The 13,690-nt window shown below is 45.1% G+C and carries 11 protein-coding genes; 7 read left to right on the top strand and 4 right to left on the bottom strand.

Annotated elements, in window-relative coordinates; all coding sequences use genetic code 11:
* The first annotated feature begins 29 nt into the window (after positions 1 to 29).
* Entirely contained in the window at positions 30 to 1,400 is a 1,371-nt protein-coding gene (dnaA, locus tag JGK16_RS02155) for a chromosomal replication initiator protein DnaA (RefSeq protein WP_293175392.1), read from the top strand.
* A 324-nt stretch (positions 1,401 to 1,724) separates the two neighbouring features.
* On the opposite strand, the gene JGK16_RS02150 is transcribed toward dnaA, so the two are convergent.
* Both JGK16_RS02150 and JGK16_RS02145 read right to left on the bottom strand, forming a co-directional pair.
* Entirely contained in the window at positions 1,725 to 2,441 is a 717-nt protein-coding gene (locus JGK16_RS02150; protein ID WP_293202701.1) for a glutamine amidotransferase, read from the bottom strand.
* A gap of 11 nt (positions 2,442 to 2,452) precedes the next feature.
* Positions 2,453 to 3,403 (bottom strand): diiron oxygenase, encoded by a 951-nt coding sequence (locus tag JGK16_RS02145; protein ID WP_293189488.1) that lies wholly within the window; start codon positions 3,401 to 3,403, stop codon positions 2,453 to 2,455.
* A 519-nt stretch (positions 3,404 to 3,922) separates the two neighbouring features.
* On the opposite strand from JGK16_RS02145, the gene JGK16_RS02140 reads away from it, so the two are divergent.
* Positions 3,923 to 4,132 (top strand): hypothetical protein, encoded by a 210-nt coding sequence (locus tag JGK16_RS02140; RefSeq protein WP_293175398.1) that lies wholly within the window; start codon positions 3,923 to 3,925, stop codon positions 4,130 to 4,132.
* Between the two features lie 227 nt (positions 4,133 to 4,359).
* Here the strand turns inward: JGK16_RS02140 and JGK16_RS02135 are convergent, their stop codons facing one another.
* Entirely contained in the window at positions 4,360 to 4,650 is a 291-nt protein-coding gene (locus JGK16_RS02135) for a hypothetical protein (RefSeq protein ID WP_293175400.1), read from the bottom strand.
* Positions 4,651 to 4,867: 217 nt separating this feature from the next.
* On the opposite strand from JGK16_RS02135, the gene dnaN reads away from it, so the two are divergent.
* Positions 4,868 to 6,007 carry a DNA polymerase III subunit beta gene (gene dnaN / locus JGK16_RS02130; protein WP_293175402.1) on the top strand — a complete coding sequence of 380 codons (1,140 nt, stop codon included), beginning with the start codon at positions 4,868 to 4,870 and terminating at the stop codon, positions 6,005 to 6,007.
* Between the two features lie 177 nt (positions 6,008 to 6,184).
* Here dnaN and JGK16_RS02125 read toward each other — a convergent pair whose 3' ends face one another.
* A complete protein-coding gene (locus JGK16_RS02125) occupies positions 6,185 to 7,645 on the bottom strand; it encodes an ATP-binding protein (RefSeq protein WP_293189490.1) in 1,461 nt (486 codons plus the stop codon).
* A 562-nt stretch (positions 7,646 to 8,207) separates the two neighbouring features.
* Here JGK16_RS02125 and JGK16_RS02120 point away from each other — a divergent pair.
* The 4 genes from JGK16_RS02120 to JGK16_RS02105 all read left to right on the top strand — a co-directional run bounded on the left by JGK16_RS02120 (position 8,208) and on the right by JGK16_RS02105 (position 13,624).
* Positions 8,208 to 9,284 (top strand): permease, encoded by a 1,077-nt coding sequence (locus JGK16_RS02120; RefSeq protein WP_293189491.1) that lies wholly within the window; start codon positions 8,208 to 8,210, stop codon positions 9,282 to 9,284.
* A 136-nt stretch (positions 9,285 to 9,420) separates the two neighbouring features.
* Complete coding sequence (locus JGK16_RS02115) at positions 9,421 to 10,209, top strand: TIGR03943 family protein (protein ID WP_293175408.1); 789 nt, start codon at positions 9,421 to 9,423, stop codon at positions 10,207 to 10,209.
* Positions 10,210 to 10,474: 265 nt separating this feature from the next.
* The gene (locus JGK16_RS02110) at positions 10,475 to 11,857 is read left to right on the top strand and encodes an oligosaccharide flippase family protein (protein WP_293189492.1); all 1,383 of its coding nucleotides are present in this window, start codon (positions 10,475 to 10,477) and stop codon (positions 11,855 to 11,857) included.
* A 198-nt stretch (positions 11,858 to 12,055) separates the two neighbouring features.
* Positions 12,056 to 13,624 carry a hypothetical protein gene (locus JGK16_RS02105; protein WP_293189493.1) on the top strand — a complete coding sequence of 523 codons (1,569 nt, stop codon included), beginning with the start codon at positions 12,056 to 12,058 and terminating at the stop codon, positions 13,622 to 13,624.
* Positions 13,625 to 13,690: the final 66 nt, after the last annotated feature.

Raw genomic sequence — 13,690 nt, 5'->3', positions numbered from 1 at the left:
TCTTGAATGCCGATCGGCAAAGGTAAGCAGTGGACATTACGCTCGAAAGTCTGTGGAATCAGATACTTGAACGTCTCCAGGTACAACTGAGCAGGCCTAGCTTTGAGACGTGGATCAAAACGGCCAGAGCCGAACAACTCGAAAATAACTGTTTGATCGTCAGCGCCCCCAACCCCTTTGCTCGCAATTGGTTGCAAAAATACTACGTCAAAACCATCGCCGACGCAGTTGAAGAAATTCTCGGCTATCCCGTAGAAATTTACTTGACAATTGCCGGGGGAAATGAAACAGGTGGTAGCAACGACTCCGCCATGATTTGGCCATCCCCGATCGCCGATAGCCCCGAAAGCCACTCCCTACACCCGCCGAAACCTGCCCATTTAAACCCCAAATACGTATTTTCCCGCTTTGTCGTCGGTTCCAACAACCGCATGGCCCACGCAGCAGCCCTCGCAGTAGCCGAGTCTCCGGGCCGAGAATTCAATCCCCTATTTTTGTGCGGCGGCGTTGGTTTGGGCAAAACTCATCTCATGCAGGCGATCGGTCATTATCGCTTAGAAATTGACCCCAGCGCCAAAGTTTTTTACGTTTCAACTGAAAAATTCACTAACGATTTAATCGCTGCCATTCGCAAAGATAGTATGCAAACTTTCCGCGATCACTATCGCGCAGCCGATGTTTTATTAATAGATGACATCCAATTTATCGAAGGCAAAGAATACACCCAAGAAGAATTTTTTCACACTTTTAATACATTGCACGAAGCCGGAAATCAGGTAGTTTTAGCTTCCGATCGCCCGCCGCAGCAAATCCCCCGCCTGCAAGAGCGCTTGTGTTCCAGATTTTCGATGGGATTAATTGCCGATATTCAATTGCCAGACTTGGAAACACGCATGGCAATTTTGCAGAAAAAAGCCGAGTATGAAAACATGAGGCTGCCGCGAGATGTCATAGAATACATTGCTTCTAGTTACACTTCCAACGTTCGGGAATTAGAAGGTGCTTTAATTCGAGCCGTAGCATATCTTTCTATTACCGGTTTGCCGATGACTGTGGAGAATATCACCCCGATTTTGAACCCGCAAACTGAAACCGTAGAGGCGACACCCGATGCAGTCATTGCAGTTGTGGCTGAGGTGTTTGATGTTTCTGTGGAAGACTTGAAGGGTGTTTCCCGCAGGCGAGAAATTAGCTTTGCCCGTCAAATCGGGATGTATTTAATTCGGCAGCATACCGATTTGAGTTTGCCGAAGGTTGGCGAAGTTTTCGGCGGCAAGGATCACACGACAGTGCTTTATAGTTGCGACAAAATTGCTCAGTTGCGGAATACCGATCCGACTTTAGCCCAAACTTTGCGTCAATTGAGCGATCGAATTAACGCTGTCAGCCGCAAAAGTTAAGAAGAAGAAAGAAGGAAGCCATGACAGGGATTCGGACGGGTGCATCTCAATGAGTGCAAATATATTCGTAGGGGCGAAGCATTTCGGTAGTCAATCTCTGGTTATCACTAATAAATTGTCTACCGAAATGCTTCGCCCTTGTAATATCATGCGTGAAAAAATGTTGCAACAATAAAATTGTTGGGCGATGTGAAACGGAGGGTTGTTTCGTTCACCCAATGTGTAAGGTGCGTCGCCCCACCGATTTTCACTCTTTTTTAGAGATTGTTTAGGGCGACACACCCTACATATACTCTCAAACTGTCAACTGTCAACTGTCAACTGTCAACTGTTGAAAGCCTGCGGTAAAGACGCTAACCAATCTTCCCAGAACTTCGCTGCTTGAACTGATAAATGTCCAGCATAACGAATTGTATCCTCTCGAAGTTTAGCGACTGTGATATCAGGCGTTGCTCCAATTTCACACGCATGACCAATGAACCACCGTTCTAATCCTTGAGCTGTGACTTCTGGATGAAACTGCAACGCCAATCCTCCTTTTTTCCATGAAAAAGCTTGGTTTTGATAAATCGCACTAGCCGCTAAATGAGTGCTATCAGTAGGCAGATCGAAGGTATCTCCATGCCAATGAAGAACGGCTGTTTTATCTCCTGCTAAGTGAGCAAGTGGTGTTTGCTGACCTGCTAGACTCAGGTTTAGAGGAGACCATCCAATCTCTTTTTGCAATCCAGGATAAACTTTCGCTCCTAAAGCACGAGCCATCAACTGTGCCCCCAAACAAATCCCTAGCGTAGGCAAATCGTTAGCAAGACGATATTCTAATAGACGTAACTCATCAATTAGAAACGGATAATCCTGCTCATCGTAAGCTCCAATTGGGCCTCCAAGAATTATCAGCAGACTTGTGTTGCGATCGATCTGAGTCAAATCATCCGATCCAGCTTCTAAATATCTGACTGTGTAGTTTTGCTGATTCAATGCTTCAGCTAAACTTCCCAGATCCTCAAAGGCAATATGTCTAATGACAGTGGCGTGTTTCAAAGTAGTCACCCTTAAATCAATTCGTAATCTGCGAAAACTTGCTCAATTGTACGATCGTCCAACACTCCAGCGGCTGCAAACATTTTTAAGGTTGGATTGGCAGCTTGTCGAACAAATTTAGCAATTTGGCTGGGTACGTAAACCTCTTCTAGAATTCCTTCCGAATCCTTTGCATTAAAGCCTAAGCGCCTCAGAATACTGTATTCGAGTTGGCGATCGGGGCCCAGAAATGCCCATACCAGTTGTGGCAGTAATTGTCCCATTTCCTCTTGCTCATAGGATCCAAGGCTTTGCCAAAGGATGGGGAACAAGCCACGAAAATAAACGCTGTGCAACGCTTCGTCAGCCGCATGATCGCCGATAACCGCACGGACAATAGGAGAGACTTGAGCATCGTGGGGAACATTGTTAAGAACCTTTGTCACCAGAGTTTCTGAGATTGTGACAAAAAACAGTTGAATGAGATGGGGCGACAGCCGAGTTTGATGTTCAGCAATAATTTTCTCGATGATGCGATCGAAGTGTGGACGACCAATAACCGATCGATCGAGTCCGAATGCCTCCTCCACCTGAGTTGAAAATAATTCAACAAAGAGAGCGTGTCCTCCTTCATCGCAATAAATTCGCAGAGCATCATTGCGCTGAAGCGTGCTTAAAAAAATGGGTGCATTTCCTTGAGCCAGACTGCTGCAAACAGGATTGACATGACTCAATTCCAACAAAGTTGTGAATTGTAAATGAGCAAGGAGTCGATAAGCTAGAACCGTTACCCGATGAGTTGAATCTGACGCAATGGCAGGATGATCGGCTAACGGGACGAGATCTGGAGAAAAGGGTAAACCTTCAATGTTACCTTCCCGAAGAGGTTTGTTCCGTATCCAACTTGATTCATTCCATCGGCCCAAAGGGCTTTTGTAGTTTTCCTGAAAGATAGATGCACCTAGCTTGTTCACTGTCATCATGAAAAAGTTCCTTGACATTAAGGGAAACAACGTTACAGGCAATAAATATTTACAATTCCTAATCAACTCCGTTTCATTAGTAACAAACATTTACTACTATATATGATGTGGCGTCATTGGAGCTAACTAATGCTCCAATTAAAGATATTTTGAGTGTACCATTGCTGGAATATTTCGTCTTGTATGATTTCTAACGAAAAAGGATACTAAAAATCTAGCGATACCAATCCTAGTATCAACACAACGCCCAAATATATGGTGCTTTGTATGGGCAAACCCTCTAGTGGTTACTATCCATAGGATGCTTACCCTTAGTCCTAAAAGTTTCGTTGAAAGTTCGAGAACGAGACTCGATCGCTACGTATAGCCTTTCTCAAAAAGATGAGGTATAACTGACAGCTTACATAACCGTTTAAACCAAGAGGGCCCAAGCCCAACAACGTCCGCGAATCTTTCTGATAACCGCTGTATTTACGAGAGTTGTTTCCAGAGTGGAGTTGGCAACTCCCTGGTGGTGGTATGCAGTTTTGGATTAAGCTTCCACCTAATCAGCCCGCAGACGAGATTGTGGATCTCGCAGCAGAACGAGGAGTGGGTTTGTGGTCAGGGGCAGCTTACTTTGAGCCTGATGCAAAAGAGGCAAATTATTATTTGGTACTTGGATATGGTGCAGTTACAGAATCTGATATTCATCAAGCATTCAATATACTTAAGGGTTTGAGGCTTTGACGGTAAACAATGATGTCCTCACTAGAATTAGCTGGATGCTTAAGTAGGGAGGCGACTTTTTTGTTAAACGGATTCTATGATATCGAGGTTTGGCGACTGTAATATCAGGCGTTGCTTCAATTTCAAATATATCTCGGCTGAATAAGCTGTTTCGCGTCTAAATTGTATTTTTCGGGCGGGCTTTCTGGCCCACCCCACAGAACTTTTTTTAAACTTGACTATACAATTTAAATGCACTTCAGCTTGTCTTGCTCGAATGTAACGATCGCCAATTGTAGGAAAACGGTACACCGTCGTGTCCTGACTGTGGGTAATCTCAAATCCGGTGGCATCGGATTTGAGATTAGCTGTGGAAAAACCTGTGGACAAATCACCGTAAGTTTGTGGAAAATATCACGGATGCTTTTAACCTGGACATTCTTCGATATCATCGACACCCTAAAGATCCTTAACTCTCTGGCTGAAAAAAGTTTTTGAGGATCGAGGGGCGGGCGATCGACTTTTTCCAGCTTTTCCACAAGTTTTCCACAGGCAAAAAGCAACTACAAGCCTTTTCAGACAAGCATTTAATTTTGTTTTCCACAGTTTACACAGAGCGAACCCCAGAAAAATAATTCAACAAATTAAAAATGAATCTGGTGCTGTGTGCACACCTACACACAGAAAAACCGAGCCACCGACTTTCTGTGATACGATTTGTTTCTATCTCAAATCCGGTTAATTAACCTTCATCTCATGAAATTGGTTTGCACCCAAAGTGACCTCAACGCCAACCTCTCGTTGGTAAGTCGGGCCGTTCCCTCCCGCCCGACACATCCCGTACTAGCCAACGTGCTCTTAGTAGCGGATGAGGAAAATCAGCGGGTTAGCTTAACAGCTTTCGATCTCAGTTTGGGTATTCGCACCAGCTTTGCAGCAGAAGTGACTGGCGGCGGTAGTTTTACCATACCCGCGAAATTGCTCAACGATATAGTTTCCAGACTCCCAAATGGAGAGATTACTTTAGAAGACGAAGCCGGAGATACCGTCGCTTGTCTCACTTGCAGTTCTGGCAGCTATCAAGTCAGAGGCATGGGCCCCGAAGAATTCCCAGAATTGCCGGCAATCGAAGCAGGAACAATCCTGAAATTGCCGCCCGAAGCCTTGATAGAAGGACTCAAAGGAACTTTATTTGCTACTAGCCCCGACGAAGCAAAACAGGTACTGGCAGGCGTGCATTTAAAGGTACTGAAAGATTGCCTAGAATTTGCAGCTACAGACGGCCACAGATTGGCAGTAGTTCAAACTGCCAACGAAAAAGCAGAAGGTGAAGAAACCGAAGAAGAATTTGAGGTGACTGTACCCGCTAAAGCATTGCGGGAAGTAGAAAGAATGCTGGTGATGCGACAGTGGACTGAACCAGTCACCCTACATTTTGAACACGGTCAAGTAGTGTTTGAATGGGCCGAGCAGCGCCTGACAACCCGCACCTTGGAAGGGCAATATCCCGCCTACCGACAGTTGATTCCGCCCTCTTTTGAGCGGCAAATTACTCTTGAGCGGCGATCGCTCTTAGCCGCAGTCGAAAGAATTGCTGTTTTTGCAGATCAAAAAAATAATATCCTCAAATGTAGCATCGACGAGGAAAATCAGGAAATTACTTTGTCAGTAGACGCCAAAGATGTCGGCTGCGGTAAAGAGTCAATGGCGGCACAGATTTCGGGAGAAAGCATAGATATTGCTTTCAACGTGAAATACTTAGTTGACATTTTGAAAACGGCTCAATCTCCCGAAATTCAACTGCAATTAAACGGTGCTCTTGCCCCTGTAATTTTTCAGCCTTTGGGCGGAGTCAATGCCACATTCTTAGTAATGCCTGTTCAGCTTCGACCTTAATTGCTGGAAGAAGATAGGATCCGGCGGTTGGAAACCGCGTCTACACAAACGATGTCCGCCTCCGCGGACTGAAGAATAAAACGTAATTTTAACAACTCGTTCTTCAACCCGCGGAGGCGGGTTTTGGTTGTATAGACGCGGTTTCAACCGCCGGGTATTCTTCATCCTCAACTGCCTTCAAATTAATGGCAACAATATCTCAAATTCCGTACCAGTACCGGGCGTTGAATGCAAGTTCAACTTACCTTTATGCTTCTCCGTAACAATTTGATGAGTAATTGCCAAACCCAAACCAGTACCTTTCCCCGCTGGTTTAGTAGTGAAAAATGTCTCAAAAATCCGCCGCTGAATTTCGGGCGCAATTCCCGGCCCGTTATCGGCAATTCTGATTGCTATCCAAGCATTATTGGGATTTTTTCCCGCTGCTTCTGGGCTGAAGTCTCCATTTTGGCTGGCGGACGATCGCAATTTTGCATTTTGTCGTAGCTTGCGGGGCGGGACGCCATCGCCCAAAACATAATTTTGCATTAATTCTGAACTTACGCAGTCTCCGTCAGCACTGTTTATTACCTCAGTTTGAATAGTAATCGCAGGTACAAAACCTTTGGTTCCTTTTAGCTCTTCCAAGGCGTCCATCGCATTGCTGACAATATTCATAAATACCTGGCTTAACTGACCAGAATAACACTTCACCAAAGGCAAATTTCCATAGCTTTTAACTACTTTAAACCCGTACTTGAGACGGTTTTTCATAATTAGTAGCGTACTGTCAATACACTCGTGGATATTAGATTCTTTCAAGTGGGTTTCGTCCATGTGAGAGAAGGTGTGCAGGCTGGTGACAAGTTCCGTCAGTCTCTCGGATGAAACCTTCATACTTTTGAGAATTTCCGCCCAATCTTCTTGTAAGAAATCAAATTCTATGTCTTCTTTGAGTTCGTCAATTTGTGCGCTAGGGCCGACAATTTGTTCGTAAGCAGTCAGCAATTGCAAGATGTCTTTTGAGTAGTTTGACAAAAAACCGAGATTTCCGCTGATGCAGGTGACGGGGTTTCTAATTTCGTGGGCAACTCCAGCAACCATCTGCCCCAAACTGGCTAGTTTTTCGGTTTGAATTAGTTGAGATTGAGTTTGCTGTCTCAGTAATTTTGTTGCTAGTTCGTGAATATTAGATTGGGCTACTAGCAGTTCGTGTACGTCTACCAAACTATAATTTTGAGGCGACACTTGAACGACAATTGGTTCATAAAGCAGTTCTTTCGATCGCAGCAGCGACTTCCGGGCTGCATCCACGATTAAAGTATTGCTGGGGAAAATTAAAGTCTCAGTTTGGGCAAAGCGGTACAAAGCCCTCACAGGTCGCTTTAAAAATAATTCTCGCCCAAAAGGACGGCTGAGAAATTCTAAAAATCTCCGCCTGGAAATCATCCCCGCAAATTCACCTCGATCGGTTAAAATGACTCCCGGTAACAGCGGATTGGCTTCTAACATCTGGGAAATTTGCATTCCCAAATCCGTAGCTTCTACGTTAAAAGCGTAAAGCGACAATTCCACGAGAGTAGAATCTAAAGAAAGTTCTCCTAAGTCAGCCTGGGAGAGCGGTTGGACTGGTCTTTCTATGCAGGAGGTATTTAACATAAATTCATCAGCACGCTTTTTTGGGGTTATATTTGCCAACAGATATTTAGCCACCAAAGCTCAGTCGATGAGTAGCTGAGTGCTTTGGCCGACATTCTCCTGGGAAACGGAATTTTAAATTACACAAAAAACTTACGGTGGTAAATGAGATTTTACCACTTCCAGTATTAGGCAAGTTCGAGTATGACCGAGATAGATGCGCCCTGGCAATTATGCCTGACTTTATTTTATATTGGCTTGAGGGGTATTAACGCTTTGTTCGAGTATTTAACTCTTAATTAACCTTGAGTTATAGTCTTAACCTATTGTTAACAATAACCTGAGAGGGCTGAAAAATAATTAATTAAATATGGGAACATAGAGATTGTAGGCGAGCATCTGTAGGGAAACGGCACTGCCGTGTCCTTACCAGAATCTGGAAATTCTAATGATTGCTATAAGATTGAGGACGATCGCAAAAAAGTTTTAACTGAATCTTAACTTAGCGCTGTGAAGAAGGTATGATCTACAGGGGCTCAGCCAAATACGTGTAACGAGATAGCAATTTACCAGTAGGCGATCGATGCAACCAGTCCTAACGAATCAGTTAAACAATGCTTTTACCCTGTTTCTCAGCTTGTTAGTAGAAGCAATACCTTTTCTGCTGCTGGGAGTTTTATTCTCAGGTTTGCTGCTGGGTTTTGTAGACGAACGCAAACTCGTATCCCGCATCCCGCGAAACCCGCTGCTGGCGGCTTTGATGGGTAGTTCGATCGGCTTTTTGTTTCCGGTGTGCGAGTGCGGTAACGTCCCCGTAGCCCGCAGGTTGCTAATGCAGGGAGTTCCCGCACCAGCCGCGATCGGCTTTTTACTCGCGGCCCCCACCATCAATCCCGTGGTAATTTGGGCGACTTGGACGGCATTTCGCGATCAGCCCGAAATTGTAGTTTTGCGGGTAGTCTTTTCTCTCTTGATAGCCACAATTATCGGCTGGGTGTTCAGCGTCCAAACAGATTTGCGACCTCTGTTACACCCTTCTGTAGCCCGCGCGATTCCTCTCCCAAAACCAGAGTTGTCCGAAACAGAACTCGCCCCAGCCGACACTCCGCTACTGTTGCAGTCGGGAACTTTTATGCTAGGTCAGGGCGGTGCAGTGCCGATCGAATCTTTGCTACAAGACCAGCGACAGCCCTTAAAAACAGGCAAAACTGACAAAACCTCGAAACGTTCCTCGATGTTCCACCGCGTTTCTAAAGAGCGTCTGCGCCTGCTTTTAGATACTATGGTACAGGAGTTGCGGGAATTGGGAGGAGTGTTGGTTGTCGGAAGTGCGATCGCCGCCATCATTCAAGTTGGCGCACCCCGCGAACTAATTCTCAACCTCGGCCAAGGCCCTGTTTCTTCGATTCTGGCGATGCTGCTATTAGGGGCAGTCGTATCGATTTGTTCTACAGTAGATGCTTTTTTTGCCCTTTCTTTTGCTTCCACATTTACCAGCGGTTCGCTGTTAGCATTTCTCATTTTCGGCCCGATGATTGACCTCAAAGGCATCGGTTTAATGCTATCTATTTTTAAAGGTCGCTCTGTAATTTACTTAATGGTCTTGGCAGCTCAGTTAACATTTTTAATGACCCTCGCTGTCAATTTGTATCTAGGTTAATAAATGAGCCTAGACGGAAAAATAACTAGAGATTCCCAATGACCAATAAACAATGACCAATAACCAATGACTAATGACCAATGACTAATGACCAATGACTAATGACTAATGACCAATGACTAATGACTCTTAAAAAATGAATTTCAAGAAAATTAGCCCCTGGCTGGACGCCCTAGCTATCTTAGCGTGGGGAATATTACTCCTCAAATATTGGATCACCGGGAAATTAAGCATTCTCATTCACCCGAATTACTTTGGGTTGACTGTAGCGGGAGGAATCGGCTTAATGATTATTGGCGGGTTAAAAACTTGGGAACTCTTAAAGGTCGATCGCGCCAAAAAGCAATCCCGGACATCGCCAGCAAATAAATCTCTCAGAAGTACAGAAGTTGAACACATTACTTTATTTCCCCCCAGTATCGGCAGCACCTTAATGTTGAGCGTCGCATTGATCGGTTTAGCAGTAACGCCACGCACATTTACCAGCCAGACAGCACTCGAACGAGGCCTCACCGAATCCCTGCCCATCACCAGACTGCAACCCCAAGAATTTCGCAATACTACAAAACCCGAAAGGCGATCGCTCATCGAATGGGTGCGGCTGTTAAATTTCAATCCCGAACCCGATACATATAGAGGTCAAAAAGTCAAGGTTCAAGGATTTGTGATTCACCCGCCCAAGGTAGCAGAACAATATATGTGGATCGGGCGTTTTATCATTACCTGCTGCGCGGCGGACGCCTATCCGATCGGGTTGCCGGTAAAATTACCGATCGGTCAAAGTCGCACCGCCTTCGCCCCAGACAGTTGGCTAGAAATAGAAGGAGAGACGATCGTAGAAGAACTGCAAGGCAAGCGCAAATTAATTATTCAAGCATCCTCCCTCCGATCGATTCCCGAGCCTAAAAACCCTTATGATTATTAGACAGCCAGCAAGTTGGAGATTAAATTTTACCTTGGCGATCGCGAGATGGGCATCCCGCCAGTGGGCAACTTTAATCTCGCGACTTGAAATCTGTTGTATTTGAGATTGTGGCATGGGCCAGAAGAGCCCGTCCTCCGTAGGACAATTAACATCAAGTAAAGTCAGCTATAAAAGTAGCAGCAACATCCTGTAGCAGTTGCCAACAGGAAATTCAGCAACTAGACTCGTAATTAGAAAATAAGTTCTCCCTATATGTCATCTGAATATGTCATCTGAAAAAAAATTAGCGCTTAAAGGTGCTTTCTGGACGATCGCCAGCTATGGAAGCAGTCAAATTATCCGATTCGGCAGCAACCTAATCCTGACGCGCCTGCTGTTACCAGAACTATTTGGTCTAATGGGTCTAGCCTACGTTTTTATCACAGGTGTCCACCTATTTACAGACATAGGTCTTGGCCCAAGTATCATCCAAAACAAGCGTGGAGAAGAACCAGAATTTCTCAACACCGCTTGGACAATGCAAGTTATTCGCAGTGTTTTTATTTGGTTTTGTTTAATTTTAATCACCTGGCCAGTCGCTACTTTTTATGGAGAACCCCGTCTCCTGTGGTTGATTCCGGTCATAAGTCTAACTACTCTCATAGGAGGATTTAAATCTACTTCCGTATCCATTCTCGAACGCAAAATGACAGTTAAGAACGTAGTAATGTTTGAATTGGCCATACAGGTCATTTCTACTACAGTCATGATTGTTTGGGCATGGTTCGATCGCAGTATCTGGGCTATCCTCGCAGGGGGTTTCGTAGGCTCTGTAGTGGAATTAGTATGGAGCCATTTTTTGATTCGCGGTCATAAAAACCGCTTTGCTTGGGAGCGAGAGGCAGTTAAAGAAATATTTTCGTATGGAAAATGGATATTTTTGTCTACAATTTTATATTTTCTGTGTTCTCAAGCCGATCGCCTAGTTCTCGGAAAAATATTTAGTTTAACAATGTTGGGCATTTACGGCATTGCTTTTACCCTCGGCGATATGCCCCGTCAAGTAATGATAGCCCTCGCAGGTAGGGTAATTTTTCCCTCGATTTCGATGCTAGCAGACTTACCTCGCGAGGAATTGCGCGCCAAAATCCTCAAAAACCGCAACTTGATTCTGATCCCTTTAGCCCTAGGCTTAGCAATTTTTGTGAGCTTTGGAGATCAGATAATTTTAACACTGTACAGGAAAGAGTATATGGCAGCATCTTGGATGATGCCAATCTTGGCTTTAGGTATTTGGCACACGACTATCCACAATTTGATGGGTTCTTGTTTGTTAGCTATCGGAAAATCTCAGTACGCAGCTATGGGCAATCTGGCAACTTTCTTGAGTATCGCTATCGGCATCCCAGTAGGATATCATTTTATGGGTAATTTAGGTGCTGTGATTGCTGTAGCTGTCGGTGACATTCCTACTTATTTAGTAGTTACCTACGGTCTTAGGAAAGAAGGGCTAACTTGTTTTTGGGAGGACATGAAGTTGACAGCAATGTTTTTAGGGACACTAGCAATCATACTTTTGGTGAGAAAGTCTCTGGGTGGCGGACTACCTATCGATAAAATATCACCCGAGGATCTGGTACGAACTCATGACATATTTAAATATAGGTAGATTTTTCATAGGTCTATTTTATTCAGTCCAAGACACACCACAACTTTCAAAAATGAGTTTTTTCTAACCAAAAAGAAGTAGCAGCCATTACTGTTGGTGAAAAAAATAGCTTTCTAAGAGTTGGAAGCGCGTCCTGGCCTGAATGAAATAGAAAAAATGGGCGGTTAATTTTACAGCAGGAAAAGGAGAGAAACATTTGTGAGTATTTTTAACAAAAAAATTAATCCTTCATCCTTCGCTATTGGGCAATTCAAACAGCCGATCGACCGGGTAGCGATTTTCCTCATCCTACTGCTGAGCGTCTTAATGGGACTGCTGCTGCTGAGTGGCGATCGCACAGCGCCCAGAGTGCGAGATTTTACTTGGGAGAACAAACAAATCGGCGCCGCAGATACCGGCTTTATTCTCAACTTCTTTCGGCCGATGAACCACTCCACCGTCGAGGAAAACTTAAAACTAGAACCGCCCCTCCCAGGTAAATTCAGTTGGGCCGGCAGGCGGATGGCTTACACCCTCAAAGATCCAGCACCCTACGGTGTTACCTACACCTTAAAACTCGCCGGCGCCACCGACAAGTATTTTGGAGAAAACAACCAAAACAAAGGAACGCCAATTCAACCGTTTAGCAGTTCCTTCCGCAGCCGCGATCGAGCTTTTGTTTACATCGGCGTTCAAGGCGAAACAGAAAGCAGATTAATGCTAGTCAATCTCAGCAGCAGCAACTCGAAACCGATACCGCTGACTCCCAAAGATTTAGTTGTCACCGATTTTAAACCGTATCCCGAGGGCGATCGCATTTTATTCTCCGCCACAGATCGATCGATCGCCCGCACAGGCGGCACCCTAAATCAAGAACTATTTACAGTCACCACCGGCCTCAATCCACAATCCCCCGGATCCCAAGCCCAACCAGCACAACCAGCAGGTAGAATCGACAAACTCTTAGACTCCAAAGACTACCAAAACCTCAAATTCGACCTCTCAGCCGACGGAAAAATCATCATTATCCAGCGCGTCAACCGCCGCAATCCCGGCGATTTCAGTCCTTGGATTTTGGAAGAAAAAGTCGCGCCCAAACCCTTGGAGAACCAACAAGGCGGAGATTTTATGATTCGCCCCGACAGCAAATCGATGGTAATATCTCAAAAACAAGGATTAGCGATCGTCCCCCTCAAACCAGAAGCAGATCCAGTAGAATTTTTGCCGAAATACGAACAAGTATTGGGGATGGCCCGCGACAACTCCGCCGCCGCCTACGTTAAATACAACAGCGACTACACTCGATCGCTCTTTATTTTAGACAACCAAGGCGCAGAACAAGAAATACTGCGGATTCCCGGTAGCATCATCGCCGTTTATTTCGATCCGCGCAAAGACAAAGACAACCAATTCCAGCGTCTCTACTGCTTGCTAGCCGAACGCCTCAAAACCGCAAGCTACAAAGAACAGCCTTTCATCGCCGCCATCGACCTCAAAAAAGAGGGCACTCGTTTGGTAGGAACCATCAAACCGCTGCTGGTTTTGCCAAACCAACTAGATACCCAAATCAGTTTATCTCCCGACGGGCTGGCATTAATTTTCGACCAATCAGTCACAACAGCAAAACCCACAGCAGCAGACACTCCCCGCAACGATAGCGGACAGTCGATCGCCACCAGTCGCCTCTGGCTGCTACCCTTATTAGAAATACCCGCAGACAACTCTCCCGCAAAAGTACAGCCAGAAGAACTTCCCTTTGCCGGCTATCACCCCCGCTGGCTGCCGTAAACAGATTTTAGATTTTAGATTTTAGATTTTAGATTCACTTGATACTAAGCCATACTTGAAGTATGT

The sequence above is a fragment of the Microcoleus sp. PH2017_09_SFU_O_A genome, assembly GCF_020738625.1.
Lineage (GTDB): Bacteria > Cyanobacteriota > Cyanobacteriia > Cyanobacteriales > Microcoleaceae > Microcoleus.
This window is presented reverse-complemented; position numbering and strand designations above follow the sequence as displayed.

Coding starts and splice junctions, on each gene's coding strand:
- JGK16_RS02145 (WP_293189488.1), bottom strand. CDS start 3,403: ATGATGACAGTGAACAAGCTAGGTGCATCTATCTTTCAGGAAAACTAC.
- JGK16_RS02140 (WP_293175398.1), top strand. CDS start 3,923: ATGCAGTTTTGGATTAAGCTTCCACCTAATCAGCCCGCAGACGAGATT.
- dnaN (WP_293175402.1), top strand. CDS start 4,868: ATGAAATTGGTTTGCACCCAAAGTGACCTCAACGCCAACCTCTCGTTG.
- JGK16_RS02125 (WP_293189490.1), bottom strand. CDS start 7,645: ATGTTAAATACCTCCTGCATAGAAAGACCAGTCCAACCGCTCTCCCAG.
- JGK16_RS02120 (WP_293189491.1), top strand. CDS start 8,208: ATGCAACCAGTCCTAACGAATCAGTTAAACAATGCTTTTACCCTGTTT.
- JGK16_RS02115 (WP_293175408.1), top strand. CDS start 9,421: ATGAATTTCAAGAAAATTAGCCCCTGGCTGGACGCCCTAGCTATCTTA.
- JGK16_RS02110 (WP_293189492.1), top strand. CDS start 10,475: ATGTCATCTGAAAAAAAATTAGCGCTTAAAGGTGCTTTCTGGACGATC.